The organism is Pseudomonas sp. SJZ074 (assembly GCF_007828215.1).
GTDB lineage: Bacteria > Pseudomonadota > Gammaproteobacteria > Pseudomonadales > Pseudomonadaceae > Aquipseudomonas.
Map to the genome: position 1 here is coordinate 110,259 of NZ_VIUE01000002.1, position 17,693 is coordinate 127,951.

General features: G+C 60.3%; 17 protein-coding genes. 4 read left to right on the forward strand and 13 right to left on the reverse strand.

Annotated features, from left to right (window positions below; translation table 11 throughout):
* Positions 1 to 123: 123 nt before the first annotated feature.
* Together FBX99_RS02870 and FBX99_RS28825 are read right to left on the reverse strand one after the other, a co-directional pair.
* The gene (locus FBX99_RS02870) at positions 124 to 1,863 is read right to left on the reverse strand and encodes a phosphoethanolamine transferase CptA (protein ID WP_144921761.1); all 1,740 of its coding nucleotides are present in this window, start codon (positions 1,861 to 1,863) and stop codon (positions 124 to 126) included.
* 259 nt (positions 1,864 to 2,122) lie between these two features.
* Positions 2,123 to 2,296, reverse strand: coding sequence for a DUF6026 family protein (locus tag FBX99_RS28825; RefSeq protein WP_178111855.1), 174 nt, complete (start codon positions 2,294 to 2,296; stop codon positions 2,123 to 2,125).
* A 300-nt stretch (positions 2,297 to 2,596) separates the two neighbouring features.
* Between FBX99_RS28825 and gnd the strand changes: the two genes are divergently transcribed.
* Genes gnd through FBX99_RS02885 form a run of 3 tightly spaced genes read left to right on the forward strand, consistent with a single transcriptional unit; the run spans position 2,597 to position 5,936 of the window.
* On the forward strand, positions 2,597 to 3,601 hold the full coding sequence (gene gnd / locus FBX99_RS02875) for a phosphogluconate dehydrogenase (NAD(+)-dependent, decarboxylating) (protein ID WP_256662457.1): 1,005 nt from the start codon (positions 2,597 to 2,599) through the stop codon (positions 3,599 to 3,601).
* The gene (gene zwf / locus FBX99_RS02880) at positions 3,598 to 5,118 is read left to right on the forward strand and encodes a glucose-6-phosphate dehydrogenase (protein WP_144921767.1); all 1,521 of its coding nucleotides are present in this window, start codon (positions 3,598 to 3,600) and stop codon (positions 5,116 to 5,118) included. The genes gnd and zwf overlap by 4 nt, the downstream gene beginning before the upstream one ends.
* Positions 5,115 to 5,936: an HAD family hydrolase gene (locus tag FBX99_RS02885; protein ID WP_144921770.1), complete on the forward strand. Its 822-nt coding sequence runs from the start codon at positions 5,115 to 5,117 to the stop codon at positions 5,934 to 5,936. Before zwf ends, FBX99_RS02885 begins: the two co-directional genes overlap by 4 nt.
* 127 nt (positions 5,937 to 6,063) lie before the next feature.
* Here FBX99_RS02885 and nhaB read toward each other — a convergent pair whose 3' ends face one another.
* From nhaB to FBX99_RS02900, 3 genes are all read right to left on the reverse strand, one after another.
* On the reverse strand, positions 6,064 to 7,566 hold the full coding sequence (gene nhaB, locus FBX99_RS02890) for a sodium/proton antiporter NhaB (RefSeq protein WP_144921773.1): 1,503 nt from the start codon (positions 7,564 to 7,566) through the stop codon (positions 6,064 to 6,066).
* Between the two features lie 101 nt (positions 7,567 to 7,667).
* Complete coding sequence (locus FBX99_RS02895; protein WP_145130554.1) at positions 7,668 to 8,957, reverse strand: hypothetical protein; 1,290 nt, start codon at positions 8,955 to 8,957, stop codon at positions 7,668 to 7,670.
* 199 nt (positions 8,958 to 9,156) lie between these two features.
* On the reverse strand, positions 9,157 to 9,423 hold the full coding sequence (locus FBX99_RS02900; RefSeq protein ID WP_041023194.1) for a hypothetical protein: 267 nt from the start codon (positions 9,421 to 9,423) through the stop codon (positions 9,157 to 9,159).
* Between the two features lie 340 nt (positions 9,424 to 9,763).
* On the opposite strand from FBX99_RS02900, the gene FBX99_RS02905 reads away from it, so the two are divergent.
* Positions 9,764 to 11,089, forward strand: coding sequence for a sigma-54 dependent transcriptional regulator (locus tag FBX99_RS02905; protein WP_144921778.1), 1,326 nt, complete (start codon positions 9,764 to 9,766; stop codon positions 11,087 to 11,089).
* A 154-nt stretch (positions 11,090 to 11,243) separates the two neighbouring features.
* Here FBX99_RS02905 and FBX99_RS02910 read toward each other — a convergent pair whose 3' ends face one another.
* From FBX99_RS02910 to pnuC, 8 genes are all read right to left on the reverse strand, one after another.
* Positions 11,244 to 12,527, reverse strand: coding sequence for a transporter (locus FBX99_RS02910; protein WP_145130555.1), 1,284 nt, complete (start codon positions 12,525 to 12,527; stop codon positions 11,244 to 11,246).
* Positions 12,528 to 12,572: 45 nt separating this feature from the next.
* Positions 12,573 to 13,319: a hypothetical protein gene (locus FBX99_RS02915; protein WP_145130557.1), complete on the reverse strand. Its 747-nt coding sequence runs from the start codon at positions 13,317 to 13,319 to the stop codon at positions 12,573 to 12,575.
* 58 nt (positions 13,320 to 13,377) lie between these two features.
* Positions 13,378 to 14,058: a C39 family peptidase gene (locus tag FBX99_RS02920; RefSeq protein ID WP_144921787.1), complete on the reverse strand. Its 681-nt coding sequence runs from the start codon at positions 14,056 to 14,058 to the stop codon at positions 13,378 to 13,380.
* 66 nt (positions 14,059 to 14,124) lie between these two features.
* Complete coding sequence (locus tag FBX99_RS02925) at positions 14,125 to 15,102, reverse strand: heme utilization protein (RefSeq protein ID WP_144921790.1); 978 nt, start codon at positions 15,100 to 15,102, stop codon at positions 14,125 to 14,127.
* Between the two features lie 65 nt (positions 15,103 to 15,167).
* The gene (locus FBX99_RS02930; protein WP_144921793.1) at positions 15,168 to 15,746 is read right to left on the reverse strand and encodes an adhesin; all 579 of its coding nucleotides are present in this window, start codon (positions 15,744 to 15,746) and stop codon (positions 15,168 to 15,170) included.
* A 1-nt stretch (position 15,747) separates the two neighbouring features.
* Positions 15,748 to 16,194 (reverse strand): hypothetical protein, encoded by a 447-nt coding sequence (locus tag FBX99_RS02935; RefSeq protein WP_144921796.1) that lies wholly within the window; start codon positions 16,192 to 16,194, stop codon positions 15,748 to 15,750.
* A gap of 348 nt (positions 16,195 to 16,542) precedes the next feature.
* Positions 16,543 to 17,067, reverse strand: coding sequence for an AAA family ATPase (locus FBX99_RS02940; protein WP_144922602.1), 525 nt, complete (start codon positions 17,065 to 17,067; stop codon positions 16,543 to 16,545).
* Positions 17,064 to 17,627 (reverse strand): nicotinamide riboside transporter PnuC, encoded by a 564-nt coding sequence (gene pnuC / locus FBX99_RS02945; protein WP_144921799.1) that lies wholly within the window; start codon positions 17,625 to 17,627, stop codon positions 17,064 to 17,066. Before pnuC ends, FBX99_RS02940 begins: the two co-directional genes overlap by 4 nt.
* Positions 17,628 to 17,693: the final 66 nt, after the last annotated feature.

A 17,693-nucleotide genomic window follows, 5' to 3' on the forward strand; every position in this document is an offset into this window, starting at 1 on the left:
GTGCCGGACCCTGTGGGAGCGGGCTTGCTCGTGAAGGGGCTGTGTCAGTCACCATAATCAGTGGCTGACCCATCGCCTTCGCGAGCAAGCCCGCTCCCACACAAATTGCGCAGGGCTCTGCGGTTACTGCTGCACCACCTTGACCGTCGGCGCCTTGGGCTGCATCAGGCTGAAGTCGATCAGCGCCTTGTGCTGGCGTTGATAGGGGTTGCCGATCAACAGCGGTCGGGCCAGGAAGTCGTTGCTGACCAGGCTCTTGCTGCGGTCCAGCTCATCGAAGCTCAAGCCTGCCAGGTCTGCCCAGGTATGGATCAGCTGAGAACTGCTGTAGGGGCGGGACAGGTCGCCGGCAAAGTTCCAGTCATGGGTTTCGCGCCACTTGGGCGAAGCCCAGGCGATGAATGGAATGGTGTACATCGGCGCGGTGGGCTTGCCTTCGTTGCGGCCAAGGGTGGCGTGACCCACCGAGTCGAACACGTCTTCACCGTGGTCCGACAGATACAGCAGAAAACCGTTGGGATCGCTCTTGGCGTAGTCCTTGATCAGGCTGGAAACCACGAAGTCGTTGTACAGCACTGCGTTGTCGTAGCTGTTGTAGGTAGGCACCTGATCGTCACGCAGACCTGCCGGTACGCCCTGGCGGTCAGTGAACTTGTTGAAGGTCGGTGGGTAACGGTACTGGTAGCTCATGTGAGTACCTAGCAGGTGTACCACGATCAACTTGCGCGGTGCGGTATCGGCCAGGGCCTTGTTGAAGGGAGCAATCACGTCGCCATCGTATTGCGCGGCGTTCTGGTTACGGTTGTTGTTCAGGTAAACCTGCTCGTCGGCCTGCTGAGAGAACGTCGTGAGCATGGTGTTGCGCTTGGTCATGGTTTGCTGGTTGGTGATCCAGAAGGTCTTGTAGCCCGCCTGTTTCATCATGCTGACCAGCGAAGGGGTCGTCAGGTACAGGTCTGGATTCTGCTCGTCGGCGAATGTCAGCACCTGTTGCAGGGCTTCGATGGTGTATGGACGCGGCGTGATCACATTGTCGAAGACCGCTAGCTGGTCCTTGAGTTTGTCCAGCTCCGGGGTGGTTTCCCTTGGGTAGCCATACAGGCTCATGCGCTGGCGGTTGGTGGACTCGCCGATCACCAGCACCAGGGTCGCCGGTTGGTTGGCCATGGTGTCCTTGAGGTTGCGCAATGGCTCGATCTTGCTGGCGCTGTGTAACATGCCTTGCATGCTTGCCAACTGCTCGCCGTAACGACGGTATGCCACCAACATCTGCCAAGGTACGGCTGGTTCGATGCGGTCTTCGAATTTTTCCAGGCCGCCGGCCAGGCTGCCGGCGCGCTGGGTTTGCTTGACGAGCGGGTAACCGACCACGGCGCCCAGGATCACAACCGCCGCGACCAGGGCCTGGCCGCGGGGCAGGTACACCGGACGCAGGCGCGTCCAGAGGAAATAAGCCACTGCGGTATGGGCGAGGAACGCCGGCACCATCCACCAGGCAAAATACTGTGTCATGTACTCGCTGGCTTCAGCCACGTTCGACTCGAACATGATGAAGATGACGCTCTGGGAAAACTCCTGCTGATAGATGAAGAAGTAACCCAGGCTGGCCATGGAACAGGCCCACAGCACTACACCGATCAACGCGGCGAGCAGGCGGGTCCGGGCAGGGAATAGCAGCATGGGCGCCAGCCACAGCGCGCTCATGATGAATGCCTGGCGGAACCCGGAGAAGCCGGAGGTATCGCTCAACAGAATAAGCAGTTGAGTAATGCCCGAGAAATACCAGAAGAACAGGAAAAGCCAGCCGAACCCGGCCCAATCGAAACCTTTCGCAGTCGTTTTGCTGCGTTTGAACAGACTCATCAAGCGCTCCAGCCTTTTATCTACACCGACGAAGCTGTTGCCACCGGATGGTAACCGCAGGCATGCGCCGAGCACCCTAAAGGCCGCAAGTATCCCGAGAGCGTTGTGAAAACTTCGTGAGTTTTTCGGTTATAGATTGGTAGCCTGGGTGCGAACGCACATATGGCAGAGGAGTTGCCGAACAAACCTGTCCAGGGAACTGTGGGAAGCGACACCGGTTTTCCCAATGTCACTTCCTTGCGTTGCGCCTGTGGAGCGGTTATCGAACCAGGGCCTGGCCCTGATGGGAGAGTTGGGCATGCTGCAACTGCATGCGCAGCTGGGTCACTTCATCGAGCAGCAGATCGCGTTCTTCCTTGAGAAGGCGCAATTCGTCGCGACGAATGGTCACGTAAAGGGTTTGAGGAGGACGTGCGGTAACGACTGGGTCCATTGCTCACCTCGCAAATGGCTACATCAACTATAGAGATGTCGCCAGCTTTTTGGTCGACACCACTACTATCGGCGCCGATTCTGATTTCTTTTGCTCGTGAATGGAACTTTTTTATTTTTCATGGTCGCCGTGCCTTCGACCGGGTTTGAAGCGTTATCCCCCTTGTGATCGCACGAATTAACCGGAAACTATGCAGCAAGGCTCTGGACTAACCTCCACTAGTCGCAGCCAAACCGTTTCGAAGCGAGCGGCCTGTACTCGAATTAGCCACACAGGCCACTAAACCTTTGACATACCTTTATTTGTAGTAGGGAGCATCAGCACATGCAACTCGGGATCATTGGACTGGGCCGCATGGGCGGCAATATTGCGCGGCGCCTGATGCTCGATGGGCACACCACGGTGGTCTATGACCGCAACAGCGCATTCGTCGAAAACCTGCGCCAAGAAGGCGCCACGGGCGTGGCGGATCTGCCGGCGCTGGTGGCCGGGCTGGAAAAACCGCGAGCAGTCTGGGTCATGCTGCCAGCCGGCGCGCCTACTGAAGACACCATCAACGCGCTCAGCGAGCTGCTGGAACCAGGTGATGTGATCATCGATGGCGGTAACACGTATTACAAAGACGACATCCGTCGCGCCCAGGCACTGTTGGAAAAGGGCTTGAGCTACATGGATGTGGGCACCTCCGGCGGCGTCTGGGGCCTGGAGCGCGGTTATTGCATGATGATCGGCGGCGATGCCGCCGTGGTCACGCGCCTGGACCCGCTGTTCGCCAGTCTGGCACCGGGCATGGGCGATATTCCCCGCACCCGCGACCGTAAGTCCGACGACGATCGCGCCGAGCGCGGCTATATCCATGCCGGCCCCGCCGGTGCCGGGCATTTCGTGAAGATGATCCATAACGGCATCGAGTACGGCATGATGCAGGCCTTTGCCGAAGGCTTCGACATCCTCAAGACCAAGTCCAGCGAAAGCCTGCCGCCGGAACAGCGTTTCGACTTGAACCTGGCCGATATTGCCGAAGTCTGGCGACGTGGCAGTGTGGTGTCGTCCTGGTTGCTGGATCTGACAGCCGATGCCCTGGCCCGCGATCCGAAACTGGATGGCTTTTCCGGTGAGGTGGCTGACAGCGGCGAAGGACGCTGGACTATCGAGGCGGCCATTGAGCAAGCGGTGCCGGTTCCAGTGCTGTCCAGTTCGCTGTTCGCCCGTTTCCGTTCCCGCCAGCAGAGCACCTACGGTGACAAAATGCTGTCCGCCATGCGCTTCGGCTTCGGCGGCCATGTGGAGACGCCGAAAAAATGACCGCGACCGGCAGGAAATCCAAGGCAGAGCCCGCGCCACCGACCACGCTGTTCCTGTTCGGTGCCCATGGTGATCTGGTCAAGCGCCTGCTGATGCCGGCGCTGTACCACCTCAGCCGTGACGGGTTGCTGGGAGATGGACTGCAGATCATCGGCGTTGATCACAACGCCATCAGCGACGTGGACTTCGCCAGGAAACTCGAGGATTTCATCCGCCACGAAGCGGCGAGCAAGGGCGGCGATGCCGGCCGCGCGCTCGATCCGGTGCTGTGGGCCCGCTTGGCCAAGGGCATCAGCTACGTACAGGGTGACTTCCTCGACGACAGCACCTATGTAGCGTTGGCAGCGAAGATCGCCGCCAGCGGTACTGGTAATGCGGTGTTCTACCTGGCGACCGCGCCGCGCTTTTTCAGTGAGGTGGTCCGCCGTCTGGGGGCGGCCGGGTTGCTTGAGGAACAGGCTGGTGCGTTCCGGCGGGTGGTGATCGAAAAGCCGTTCGGCTCGGATCTGCACACCGCCGAAGCACTCAATGCCTGCTTGCTCAAGGTCATGAGCGAGAAGCAGATCTATCGGATCGACCATTACCTGGGCAAGGAAACCGTACAGAACATCTTGGTCAGCCGTTTCTCCAACAGTTTCTTCGAAGCGTTCTGGAACAATCATTACATCGACCACGTGCAAATCACCGCCGCTGAAACGGTGGGGGTGGAAACCCGTGGCAGTTTTTACGAGCATACCGGCGCCCTGCGGGACATGGTGCCCAACCATCTGTTCCAGTTGCTGGCGATGGTGGCCATGGAACCGCCGGCCGCCTTCGGTGCCGACGCGGTCCGAGGGGAGAAAGCCAAGGTGGTTGGGGCTATCCGCCCCTGGTCGGTGGAACAGGCTCGCGCCAATTCGGTGCGCGGTCAGTACGTCGCTGGCACCATCGACGGCAAGCCGGTGAATGGTTACCGCGAGGAAGCCAACGTGGCGGCCGACAGCGGCACCGAAACCTACGTCGCCCTGAAGGTCATGATCGACAACTGGCGTTGGGTAGGGGTGCCGTTTTATCTGCGTACCGGCAAGCGCATGAGCGTGCGGGACACGGAAATCGTCATCTGCTTCAAGCCGGCGCCCTACGCGCAGTTTCGCGATACCGAAGTCGAGAAGTTGCAACCGACCTACCTGAAGATACAGATCCAGCCCAACGAAGGCATGTGGTTCGATCTGCTGGCCAAGCGGCCGGGACCGACGCTCGACATGGCGAATATAGAACTGGGTTTCGCCTACAAGGATTTCTTCGAAATGCAGCCATCCACGGGTTACGAAACCCTGATCTACGATTGCCTGACCGGCGATCAGACGTTGTTCCAGCGTGCCGACAACATCGAAAATGGCTGGCGTGCCGTGCAGCCGTTTCTCGATGCCTGGCAGCAGGACGCGACCGTCCAGCCCTACAAGGCCGGAGAAGATGGCCCATCCGCCGCCGATGACCTGCTGACACGCGATGCTCGCGCCTGGCATGACCTAGGATGAGTGATCAATTGAAACGTCCCATCCGTTTTCTGCTCAGTGACATGGACGGCACGCTGCTGCTGCCCGACCACAGCCTCAACCAGCGCACCATCGAGGCCGTTCGTTCCCTGCGCGAGGCCGGTGTGTTGTTCAGCCTCGCCACCGGACGGCCACCTCGGGCAATGTTGCAGCAGATCGAAGCCCTGGGTGTCGATTTGCCAACGGCGGCGTTCAACGGCGGTACCCTGGTTCATCCGGACGGCAGCTTCCTCGCCGTGCACTACCTGCCGCCCGAGGTGGCGTTGATGACCCTGGCGCTGTACGCCGATCAGCCTGGCATCGAGGTCTGGGTGTTTGCCGATGGCCATTGGCTGGTGCGTGACGCCCACGGGCCGATGGTGCCGGTGGAAACCCGCGGCCTGGGCTATCCGCCTGTTGAAGTCGAGAGTTTCGAGCCCTACCTGGAGCGTATCGACAAGATCGTCGCCACCAGCGCCAATACGGATCTGTTGGTCGAGCTGGAGGCCCGCCTGCATCCGCTGCTCAAGGGCCAGGCCCAAGTGTCGCGTTCGCAACCGATCTACCTGGACGTTACGGCAATACAAGCCAACAAGGGGGAGGCGCTGTCGACCCTGGCGGCATTCCTGGGGGTACCGCTGGAGCAGACGGCGGCCATGGGCGACGGTGGCAATGATCCGGCGATGTTCCATCGCGCGGGCCTGTCGATCGCCATGGGGCAGGCGGAAGAGGCGATCAGGCGCCAGGCCGATGTGATTACCGCATCCGTTATCGAGGACGGCGCGGCGCTGGCGATCGAACGGTACATCCTGCCCCGGTGACTTCGCATACTTTTGTGGGAGCGGGCTTGCTCGCGAAAGCGGTGGGTCAATCTAAAGGTCGACTGACACTCCGTTTTCGCGAGCAAGCCCGCTCCCACAGGTTTTGCGCAGAACTCTGGTTATTCAATTACAGCCAATACGTCACCGCAAACCACCCCAAGCCACCCATGACCACGGTATAGGGCAGGGCCATCCACACCATCCGGCCATACGACAGGCGAATCAGTGGCGCAATGGCTGAGGTCAGCAGGAACAGGAAGGCAGCCTGGCCGTTGGGCGTGGCGACGCTGGGCAGGTTGGTGCCGGTATTGATCGCCACCGCCAGGGTCTCGAACTGTTCGCGGCTCATGAGGCCGGAGATGAAGGCCTGCTTCACTTCGGTGATGTAGATGGTGGCCACGAATACGTTGTCGCTGATGGCCGACAGCAGACCATTGGCAATAAACAGCATGCCGGGCTGCTGATCGGCGGGCAGGGCCAATACCCATTGGATCAGTGGCGTGAACAACTGCTGATCGTGAATCACCGCCACCACCGCAAAGAACACCACCAGCAGCGAGGTGAACGGCATCGCGTCCTTGAACGCATTGCCCAGGCGGTGCTCATCGGTGATGCCGGTGAACGCGGTGATCAGCACGATCACCGTCAGGCCGATCAGTCCGACTTCGGCGATATGCAGGGCCAGGGCCACGATCAGGATCAGTGCGGCAATACCCTGGACGATCAGGGCCGCGCGTTGCCGTGAGGTGCGCTCGCGGTTGTCCTGCTCGGCATAGTCGGCCAGCACGGTACGAACGTTTTCCGGCAGCAGCGTGCCGTAACCGAACCAGCGTAGCTTTTCCAACGCCACGCAGGTCACCAGCCCGGCCACCAGCACCGGCAGCGATACGGGGGCGACCTTCAGGAAGAAGCCCGCGAAATGCCAGCCCATTTCATGGCCGATCAGCAGGTTCTGTGGCTCACCCACCAAGGTGCATACGCCACCCAGCGCGGTGCCGACGACGCCGTGCATCAGCAGACTGCGCAAAAACGCCCGGAACTGATCCAGGTCCCCGTGGTGCAAGGCCGGCAGGTCGTGGTCTTCATCGACGTTGCTGTCCTGGCGTGGATCATTCCCCGAAGCGACGCGGTGGTAAACCGAATAGAAGCCCACGGCGGCGCTGATGATCACCGCCGTGACGGTCAACGCATCGAGAAAAGCCGACAGGAATGCCGAGAGAAAGCAGAACATCAGAGCCAGCAATGCCTTGGAGCTTACGCCCAGTAGCAGGCGAGAGAACAGGAAGAGCAGCAGGTCCTTCATGAAGTAGATCCCGGCGACCATGAACATCAGCAGCAGGATCACCGGGAAGTTGTGCAGCAACTCGTCGTACAGCGCCTTGGGGGTGGTCATGCCCAGCGCCAGGGCTTCGATCAGCAGCAGGCCGCCGGGCATCAATGGATAGCACTTGAGGGCCATGGCGAGAGTGAAGATAAACTCGATGACCAGCATCCAGCCCGCTGCCACCGGACCGAGGGTCCACAATACCAGGGCGTTGACGATCAGGAAGGTGACGATGCACGCCTTGTACCAGCGTGGAGAGTGCCCAAGGAAGTTGTGGGCGAAAGCCTGGGCCATTGAACCGGACATCGGCTGCTCCTTTTATTTAGAAGCGCGCAACTTGCCGTAAGCAATGAGGAATATCAAGCGTAGGAATTCATACCGCTCATCAGCGGTCGGTGCTTTTCGGGTCAGGCCCGATATCGTGTCACCACGGCTCGGTAGGTCCCGTGGAGGGAATGGCCTCCCACCAGGATTTTTCCATTGGCCTGTATCGCGAGGGAAGTGGCGGTGTCCAGGCTATAGCCGAGCCGCGTACGAACCCAGCCTTTGCCCTGGCCGAACATCGGGTCGAGGTTGGCGTCCGGCAGATGCCGGGCCAGAACGAAGTCGGCCTCGATGCCACCGATGGTGGCTCCGGCGGTGACCAGTTTTCCATCGGGTTGAGCCTGGGCGGCGGTCCACTGGCTGGCAGTGCGCCCGATCTCCAGGAGCCGGCACGGTCCCTGGTTGCAGTGTTGATCCGGTTTGCCGTCCCGGTGCACCTTCAGGGACAGGCAATGCATCGGGTCGCGACTGCTGCCGAATGCTTGCAGATCACCGTTCTGGTGTTGAACGATCTGGTTGATCATCACACCGCGCTCCTTGGCGGCGATGGACAGGAAACCGTTCTCGCCGAAGCTGTCATCGAGTCTGCCGCTGGGGTCATAACGGACCATCAAGCCTTGCTGGGGCAGATCGATGGCGCCACCCACCACGATGTTGCCGTCGGCCTGTAGGGCGAGACAGCTCAGCCAGGTGTTCTTCAGCAGGCGCCGGACCATGACAAAACCGCCTCTGTTGAATGAACTGTCCAGTGTGCCGTCCGGTAGCACTCGGATCAGGATGCCGACATGGTCGGACAGTTGGTAATGATGATTGGCCAGCAACAGAATCCGACCGTCAGCCTGCACGCGCACGTCGCAGGCTTCCAGGCCTGGCAGGCCCGGTGGCAGCCAGGGGTCGCGCAGACCTTGGGATAGATTGCCTTCGATCCGAATGACTTGTCGTCCGGCGTTGCCGAAACCGGGAACGGGGTGGCCTTGTTGATCGAACAGAGCCAAGGCGGGGAGGGTACGCTGGGTGCTTTCGTAATGCAGGCCGGATAACAGGATCTTTCCGTCGGCTAACTCGGTGACTTTGCCTGCCGTTGCTTCGAAGCCTTGCTCAAAAGAACCGGTTACACAGCCACCGGCTCCAAAGCCCGGATCGGCCAAACCATCGTGGTTGAGCCGTGCGAGCCCGAACCGGCAGCCATGTGGCGTCTCTAGCTTGGCCGCCACCAGGATTCTTCCGGTTCGGTCGAGGGTCAACCCGGTGGTCCGGCTGGAACTGCTGCCGGAAAAATGAACCACCGCCTTGCCGTTGTTGGCAAAGCCAGCGTCCAGTTGGCCGGCGTGTACCGCCGCCATTGGGAGTTCAGGCGCGAATTGATTGAGCATGCATGCCTCTCCTTGCGCGTCGACCGGCCCGGAGGGGCGATGACTGCATGAGGGCAACATTCAATCCCTGAATGTGACAGTGCACAACTGTCAGTCTCTGCACAAATAGCTGCGATTCGTGCCAGAGCAATGACTTTTCGACTCAGTGCCAAGCCTGCTATCGAAACAGGCTCTGGACTGCATACGAAAAAGAGCGTGTTTATTCCGGCATGGACCAGGATTGCAACTTGTAACCTTCCTGGCTCAATTCGGCGCGGGCCTGTTTCAACAGCTTGGCCAGTTGGGCTGGATCGGTATAAGCGCTGCTTGGAATCTGAGTGCGGCCAATATGGGTATTGGTGCGGTCGACGACGGTCAGGCTCAATTCGCCGTTACCATCCTGTGGAGCCCAGGCCACGCACTGGAAAGGTTTAAATGCGCGGTCGGCAATCAAAAGAGCTTCGTTGATACGGAGCGGGGCGTTCATGGCGTTCTCTCATAAAAGTGCCCAATCAGATGATGTGCCGTCGGTTGGGCGGACCGTGCGGCGGGTTACTTGTACTGATGTTCCGAACCGTGGATCAGGTCACACATTCCTTGAATAAATTTCGATTTTCTTTCAGACCCGCTCAAAAGCCTTTTGTTTGAAAGCGCCCTGAAAGATTTCCGATACGGTAACTAACGAAACGCTCGCTTATAACCACTTTTAAGAGGTTTCAATAATCAATTGATACAAGGGTGCGTCAACTTCTTGCTACTGTTACATGCAGGTTCGCCAAACGACTGTTTCTAATCATATTTCTTATTTTTGGCGCCAAGGATCAGTCATGATCGAAGCCAGTACGTCACGTCGTCTGCTCGTGGTTGATCCCTGCGATGATTGCCATCGCCTGTTACCGGGCCTACGCACCGTGGGTTGGGCGGTAGAGAGTTGCTCTCTCGAACATGCCGCTGATCGAGCGTGCGACGTGGGGCTTTTGAGGTTGCAGCCTTTTCACCTGGAGCGTCCGGAAGCGGTCAAGGAGTTGATCAGCCGCAGCGGTACCGAGTGGATCGCCGTGCTTAACCAGGAAGTGCTGCGCCTGAAGAATGTGGGCGATTTTGTCTGCGAATGGTTTTTTGATTTCCATACGCTGCCCTTCGATGTCTCACGGGTCCAGGTGACACTGGGCCGGGCGTTTGGCATGGCGCGGCTGCGCGGGCAGGGCTCGGTTCATGTCCAACTCCCCGAGCATGAACTGCTGGGCGACAGCAAGCCGATTCGCGAATTGCGCAAGTTGTTGAGCAAACTGGCGCCCACCGAGTCGCCGGTATTGATCCGTGGCGAGAGCGGTACTGGCAAGGAACTGGTGGCGCGCACCCTGCATTCACAGTCCTTGCGGCGCAATAAGCCGTTCATTGCCATCAACTGTGGCGCGATCCCTGAACACTTGATTCAATCCGAATTGTTCGGCCATGAGAAAGGCGCGTTCACTGGGGCTCACCAGCGCAAGATCGGTCGCATCGAAGCGGCCCACGGCGGGACACTGTTTCTGGACGAGATTGGCGACCTGCCGCTGGAGTTGCAGGCCAATCTACTGCGATTCCTGCAGGAAAAACACATTGAGCGAGTCGGTGGCAGCCAGCCGATTGCCGTCGATGTCCGGGTACTGGCGGCCACCCACGTGGACCTGGAGGCGGCCATTGAGCATCGGCTGTTTCGTGAAGACCTGTACTATCGCCTGAACGTGTTGCAAGTGGTGATGGCGCCGCTGCGGGAACGCCACGGCGACCTATCGATGCTCGCCAGTCACTTTTCTCATCTCTACAGCCAGGAAACCGGTCGTCGGCCCCGTAGCTTCAGCGAGGATGCGCTGGTGGCGATGGGCATGCACGACTGGCCGGGCAATATCCGGGAACTGGCCAACCGTGTCCGCCGCGGCCTGGTGCTGGCCGAGGGGCGGCAGATCGAAGCCCGGGACCTTGGCCTGGCCAGCCCTCATGGGGTCGTAGCACCGATGGGCACCCTTGAAGACTACAAGACCCGTGCCGAGCGCCAGGCATTGAGCGATGTGCTCAACCGTCACAGTGACAACCTGAGCGTCGCGGCCCGGGTCCTGGGTGTGTCCCGACCAACGTTCTATCGCCTGCTGCACAAGCATCAGATCCGCTGAGTGATCTCCTGTATGGACCCTGTGGGAGCGGGCTTGCTCGCGAAGGCGGTGTGCCTGATACACCGCCTTCGCGAGCAAGCCCGCTCCCACAAGGGTTCTGAGTTGAACAGGCAAGCTGTGGTCGCCAGCAAAACCTGTGTGAGCCTGGCCTGCGCTAGAAATAATACGGAAACTTGAGACTGAAGCTGAAATCCGGCGCATCGTCGGTCAGCCCGATGGACAGGTTGGGCACGATGGTGAGGTTGTCGGAGGCGGCGATGGTCATGCCGATATTGAAGTAGCCGGCATTGGCATCACTGGAGACCACTGACTCCCAATCCCCGCCGTCCTGCTTGAGCTTGCTCTTTTTCTGGATCAGGTCCGATACCGAGAACGACATGCTCATTTTCTCGTTCAGCGCAAAGGCCAGGCCTGCGCCGATCTGAAAGCTGTCGCCGATCTGTACCTTGCCCGGCACTTTCTGGTTGACGGTGGAACTGATGTCGTCGAACGACTCTTCGAAGTTGTGGGTGTAGGCCAGGGTGCCGAACAGCACGGCCGGGTCGAACGTCTTGACCAGGGAAAGCCCGGGGGTGATCGACCAGACGCCGTTGCCGGTGGGTAAATCCTCCGGTACGAACAGGTTGGTATTGCTCGGGGACTGGCGCAGCTTGATGCCAAATGGATCCTTGCCGGTCGGGGCCTTGACGCGCAGGGTCACCACCGCGTCAGGGGTATTGATCGATTCGTCCATGAACTTGTAGGCAATGCCGAAATTGACATCGCCGATAGTGGGGTCGCGGGTGACGGTTTCTTCGCTGGTGACACCGGCTGCGCCGTTATTGGCGCCGCCGGACTGGTACGTGGATTCGCGGTAGACCACCGGTACATTGAGGTCGAACTGCCAGCGATTGTCGAAGTTGTAACGGCCGGTGAGGTCCAGCGTCCAGGTGTCGGCCTTGATCCGATCCAGGTTGATATTGCCCAGGAAAATCGAATCCAGGGCCAGGAAGCCATTGAGGATCAGTTGCCGGGTGTCGTAACGCGAATAGGTCACCCCGGTTTCGAAGCTGAATTTGCCGCCACCGAAGAAGCCGCTGGCCTCGTCATAGAGGTTGGAGACGCTCTGGGCCGGTTGCGAATCGTCGGCCAGGGATTGTCCGTAGCCGCTGCCGCCAGCCGTTGCCGCGCCGCTGCCGGCCACGTTCTGGTTGCCTTTCATATCGGCCGGGGATTTGACCAGGCGCTTGGGCGGTGGGGCGGCAGGCTGGTCTTCTACCTGGCGCACCCGTTGTTCGAGTACCGCCAGGGCTTTTTGCTGGACCTCGTATCGTTGCCGGAGCTCGAGCAGCTCCTGCTTCAATGCCTCGATGTCCGCATCCGGTGCTGCTTGCAGCAAGGTCGCCGGGAACAACGTGCTCAGACACATTACAGCGCGCAACGATACGGATCGATACATGAAAATGCCGTCCCTATTTGCCCAGTGGTCGAAAGGCAGCGTAGTTCAATACCCGAGATTGCGTAGGCCGCGCAGCTGCGTCAGATTGCAGTCCAGCGCCCCGGCACTGGGGCCGTTGTTGTTCAGCACCACGTTGAGCTGGGTCATGTTGTTGACCATGTTGCTGTTGCCCAGCAGGCGGGTATTTTGCAAAAGACCTCCCTGGGCGACTTGTTGCAGGGTGCTGCCCTGGTTATGGCTGGCCTGGATCGCCATCTGCACACCGCTGCCGGTGGCGGTTACCGCGACGCTGCCGGCGGCGTTGCTGCCGCTGATGGTCTGGCCACTGGTCAACAGCTGGCCTTGGGAGGGGGCGAGGGTGGGGGGCTGGTTGCTTTCTTTCACATTGATGCTGACATTGTTATAGGCGGTATTGCCATCGCCGGCGGCCCGGACGCTCTGGGTGACGCCCTGGCCGGTCCCGAGGCCTGCTCCACCGGTAATGTTGCCGCTGCCCTGTTCCGGAGTGCTGCCATTGCCGGTCTGCTTGATGGTGGAGACGTAGAACTCGGGCTTGACGGTGGAGGCCTGGATCTGCATGGAGCTGGTCGCGCCGATCAGATCGCCGCTGGCGTTGCGCCAGGTACTGCTCATGACGATGCCGAAGCTGATGACCCGCCCGGGCATAACATACCGACCGCGCAGCTCGGCGAGTTCCTGGTCCTTGACCTCTATGGGTTTGAATCCGGCATGGGCATAGCCCGACGCGGTCGCGGCCAGGCAGGCCAGCGACAGCCAGTATGAAGTTTTCATGTACCGCTCCCGGAGCATCCTGCTCCTTTTGTATTTATCGTTGGCAGTTGGTCGGCGATTAAAAAAAGTCGCTCTGTATGAAACCGAAATCCATCAATTCCGCATCCTTGACCGGGTTGAATCCATCCAGCTTGTTACGTGCCGTCAACGGTTGCGGCGGGCTGCGTAGTGCATTGGTCTTGTCGTAGCCGGGACCGACGATGGCAAAGACGATGCCGTTCCAGCCCTTGACGAAGTCGTCGTGGGCGTAGCGCTTGTGCCCTAGCACCGGGTCGGCGATGTAGACCCACTGCTTGTCGGCCCGCTGCAACACCACGAAGTGCTTGTAGCCACGTATTTCCATCAACACCACGACCGGAATCGTCACGGCTTCGAGCTTTTGCGCCGGTATCCGGTAGCCTCGGGCGCGCATGCCGATGACTTCCACGTAGCGTTTCATGTCCAGCATGGAGAAGCCCTGGGTGCGTACGAGGTCCTGGTCGGCATTGACCAGCATGCCTTTGATGACATGCTCTTCATCGACGTCCAGCCAGTAGGCCTGGCGCAGCACCGTGGCCAGTGCGGCGGCACCGCAGCTGAAATCGGTTTTCTGTTCGACGATGTTGCTGAACTTGCGCTCGCGCACGCTTTGCACCGGTTTGTAGACCAGCATGCCGCCGGGCAGGGCGGCGACCGGCATTTGCGCAGCTTCAGTGACACAAGCCATGCAAAGCAGCAGGGAAAGGGCAGTCGCACGCATGATCGATACGCCTTGTGGAAACCCTGGAAAAGAAGCCCCGTTGCCGGGGCCCCATTTCACACGTAGCTACATGCAGGCTTTGCAGCCGGCAGCGATGGACAGCGAGTTGCTCTGTTGGTTGCCCACGCCCGCCGACACGTTGGCGCCGCCGTTGCCGGAGAAGCCGTTCATGGAGTTGTTCATGGTGGCGTTGTTGATGACAGGGTTTTTCCAGCCATCGCGGGTCAGCACTTGTTGAGTATTGCTGCCGGCCAGCTCGAAAGTGCCCACGGCGGAGAACTTGAACTTGTCGTCATCATGACCGCCGCCATAGCCACCTTTGTTGCCCCAGCCGCCATGGTCGTTGTCTTCGGCGGTACCGGTGCCTTTGGCCTTGAACGTGCCGGAGGCTTCATAGGTGCTGGTGAGGGTGTCGGTCTTGTAGGTCTTCACGCCTTTGTTGTCCACCACCAGGCCGGTGGAGGTCTGGTCGGCTGCGGCCGAGGCTTGTGCCACACGGCCACCCGATACGGCGATGGCCAGGTTGTTTTTCTGTTGGTTGAAGTTGCCGGCGGTCACGTTGATGCCGATGTTGCCGGAGCCGTTGTTGCCCGCGTTGGTGAGCGACGCGTTGTTTTGGGTCGAGTTGTTTTTGACGTAGTTATTGTTATTGACCTGGGTGGCGCTGGACATGGAGAGAGCCGAACCGAAGATGAAGCTTTCGTCCGCAGTGGCCAGGGCGGCGGCGTTGTCTTGCTGGTTACCGTCGCCGGCCGCGACGTTGGCGCCCATGTTACCGTTGCTGCCATTGAGCGAGTCCTTGGCTTCAGCGGTGTTCCTGGTGGCCTGGTTGGTCACTACGTTACCGTCGCTGTTCTGCTCATCCAGCACCGTAGCCCCAGCACCGGCGCTGATGGAGAGCAGTTGATCCAGCGTCGGCCCTTGGTGGTCATGACCGCCATGACCGTGACCGTGGTTGTTATTGTTGCCACCGGCCTGTGCGGCCATTGCCATGACAGCGGCGAGAGCGAAAACCAATGGTTTGAGTGCCATTGTCGGTTTCATGGTGTTTCTCCTTGCGTGTCGTTGGTTAAGTGTGTCGGTACTTTCTTATGGTTTTACAGCCCGGGTCAGTCTGCGACCCGGATGCTCAGGGTGTTGGCCATGCGGTTCCCCACCCCGGCACTCTGGTTCACCTGGATGACCCCTCGGCTGCCGGTGAAGGCCTGGTCGCTGGTAACGACCTGGCGACTGCCGGTTGGGGTGCCAGTTGCGCCTGAGTTCGGTAATAGCGCCACGTTCTGTTGAGAAAGCGCGCTGTCGTCAATGCTCTGCGGCTGGGCACTGATACCCACCCGCATGACATTGGCCATCTGGTTGTTGGCCCCGGCGGACTGGTTGACGCCCAGCACACCGTTGCCGTTGCTGAAAGAGCTGCCGCCGATGCGGGCGGTTGCGTTCATGGAAGGATCGGCGGGGGTGTCCAGCTGCTGACGCACGATGGTGGTGGCCTGTGCCTCGGTGCCGATCGCGATGGCCCGGGTGTTGGTCTGCTGGGTGCGGTCGCCCGCCGCCTGGTTGACGTTGAAGTTACCGGTATAACGGCTGCCGGAATCCTGCAAGGTGGCGCTGCTGACCATCGCCACGCCTGAATCGGCGAATGCCGTGGTCGAGCCGAGCAGGGCGAGCAGGAACAGGACCGGTCTCATGTCATTGACCTCCCGCCAGACGACCCAGCGGGGCCAGGCCGGAACTCAGCGAGCGATTGATGGTGCCGGAAATCGCCCCCCCGCTGCCGCCGCCATGGCCAGCGCTCATGCCGGGCATGCCGCTGGGGTTGGTGACGACATTCAAACCCTGCACGCCGGAATTCGTGTTGAGGGTGTTACGGATCGCCGAGCCGCTGGCGACGCTGGCAAATTCGCCGTCGCTCAGTTCGGTGCTGGTGGTCGCTTGGCTGATTCGATCGGAAGGGTTGGCATTGACGGTGGTCGGGTAGGGGTCCTTGCCACCGTTGCGACCGATATGGACCGGCTGTACGTCACGGTTGAGGACAATGACGCCGTTGCCTTCGGCCTGTACCGGCAGGCTGAGGGTTGCGCTGGCGACGCAGCCGATCAACCACAGGACGGTCAAACTTCTATCGAAAGTTCCCACGGCATCGATTCCTTCTTCGGTGGGCTGGCCTTGGTCCAGCGTTGCGAAGGGGATAGAGCAGATGCCGTGCCGGTTTGTAAAAAATCTTTTGATTCAATGGGTTGGTTATTGCGGCGCACCGGCTGGTGCCCGAGTTGTTTCAAGACTGAGACAGGCCGCATGAAGGTCAACTGGCCAGCTGCTGTCAAATGGCTCTGGATCCAGGCGCTTGACGGGGTGTTTCAGTGACTTGACAGTCAGGATGGCAAACCGCTGAAACAGCGTTGGGTCCGGGTTTGCCGCGACGACAATGTTTCAGGAATGGAACAGGATGGCGCTGTGCCGGCATTCCGCCCGGCGGGCGGCTGTTCAGTCCTGGAGCAGTTGGCTCACGGCTTCGAACACCTGGCGTTGGCGCTGCGCCCAATCGCCTTCGATCACCTGGAAAGGTTGCTGGTGCCGGACCAGCCAATCCTCGATGGCCGCGAAAAATTGCAGGCGTTGCGCCAGCTCAGGCTGGCAGCGCAGACCGTCGCCAGTCCATTCGACCTGCTCGGGGCTCAACAACAGATGGAGGTCGTAATGACGGCTCAGCAAGGCCGGCTCCAGCCAGTCCGGGCAATCGCCGAACAGGGTCCGGCTCCAGAGAATATTGCTCAACAGGTGGGTGTCGAGGATCAGTAGCGCCGGCAGCCGGGCACGGGCTGCGTCTTCCCAGGCCAATTGTCCGTTGGCGATCTCGGTGATGTCATCCAGACAGGTGTCGCGGGGGTATTGCTCCATGAAGTGGCGGACATATTCATCCACCCGCAAGCCACCGAAGCGTTCCTGCAACTGCGTCGCCAGCCAGCTCTTGCCGGCAGACTCGGGGCCGGTCAAGACCACCACCTTCATGCGCGCAGGGCCGGGTCGGCGCGCCATTCCCGCCAGCCCTGCACGGCCAGGAGGGTGAACAAGGCGTAGAGCGCGGCGGTCAGGTGCAGGCCCTTGTAGATGAACAGGCCGACGAAGATCACGTCCAGGGCGATCCATAAAGGCCAGCATTGCACGCGTTTCTGCGCCATCCACCACTGGGCCACGAGGCTGAAGCCGGTGAGCGCCGCATCGAGCCAGGGTTGGGCGGCGTCGGTCCAGTGCGCCATGGCAGCGCCCAGCACCAGACTGCCCGCTGCGCCGACCGCGAGGCCAAGCAGCACCGACGGTCCGCCCAGGCGTGTGACCTGGCGTCCGTCGTGACGCTGGCCGGCACGGGTCCACTGCCACCAGCCGTACAGTTGCAGTGCGGCGTAGACCACTTGCAGCAGCATGTCCGAATACAGCTTCACGTCGTAGAAAATCCAGCTGTACAGCAACACCATGACCAGGCCGATCGGCCAGCACCAGGGGTTCTGTTTGACGGTCAACCAGACAGCGATCACGCCGAGGGCTGCGGCAAACAGTTCAAGCCCGGACATGGCGGTTCCTTGGGGAATGGAAAAGGGGGGCGATTGTAAACGGTATGGTGGGGGCAGCTCCAACAT

Excerpts from the sequence above, each read along its gene's own strand:
- FBX99_RS02870 (WP_144921761.1), bottom strand. The coding sequence starts at position 1,863 with ATGAGTCTGTTCAAACGCAGCAAAACGACTGCGAAAGGTTTCGATTGG.
- FBX99_RS28825 (WP_178111855.1), bottom strand. The coding sequence starts at position 2,296 with ATGGACCCAGTCGTTACCGCACGTCCTCCTCAAACCCTTTACGTGACC.
- zwf (WP_144921767.1), top strand. The coding sequence starts at position 3,598 with ATGACCGCGACCGGCAGGAAATCCAAGGCAGAGCCCGCGCCACCGACC.
- FBX99_RS02885 (WP_144921770.1), top strand. The coding sequence starts at position 5,115 with ATGAGTGATCAATTGAAACGTCCCATCCGTTTTCTGCTCAGTGACATG.
- nhaB (WP_144921773.1), bottom strand. The coding sequence starts at position 7,566 with ATGTCCGGTTCAATGGCCCAGGCTTTCGCCCACAACTTCCTTGGGCAC.
- FBX99_RS02895 (WP_145130554.1), bottom strand. The coding sequence starts at position 8,957 with ATGCTCAATCAATTCGCGCCTGAACTCCCAATGGCGGCGGTACACGCC.
- FBX99_RS02900 (WP_041023194.1), bottom strand. The coding sequence starts at position 9,423 with ATGAACGCCCCGCTCCGTATCAACGAAGCTCTTTTGATTGCCGACCGC.
- FBX99_RS02905 (WP_144921778.1), top strand. The coding sequence starts at position 9,764 with ATGATCGAAGCCAGTACGTCACGTCGTCTGCTCGTGGTTGATCCCTGC.
- FBX99_RS02910 (WP_145130555.1), bottom strand. The coding sequence starts at position 12,527 with ATGTATCGATCCGTATCGTTGCGCGCTGTAATGTGTCTGAGCACGTTG.
- FBX99_RS02915 (WP_145130557.1), bottom strand. The coding sequence starts at position 13,319 with ATGAAAACTTCATACTGGCTGTCGCTGGCCTGCCTGGCCGCGACCGCG.
- FBX99_RS02920 (WP_144921787.1), bottom strand. The coding sequence starts at position 14,058 with ATGCGTGCGACTGCCCTTTCCCTGCTGCTTTGCATGGCTTGTGTCACT.
- FBX99_RS02925 (WP_144921790.1), bottom strand. The coding sequence starts at position 15,102 with ATGAAACCGACAATGGCACTCAAACCATTGGTTTTCGCTCTCGCCGCT.
- FBX99_RS02930 (WP_144921793.1), bottom strand. The coding sequence starts at position 15,746 with ATGAGACCGGTCCTGTTCCTGCTCGCCCTGCTCGGCTCGACCACGGCA.
- FBX99_RS02940 (WP_144922602.1), bottom strand. The coding sequence starts at position 17,067 with ATGAAGGTGGTGGTCTTGACCGGCCCCGAGTCTGCCGGCAAGAGCTGG.
- pnuC (WP_144921799.1), bottom strand. The coding sequence starts at position 17,627 with ATGTCCGGGCTTGAACTGTTTGCCGCAGCCCTCGGCGTGATCGCTGTC.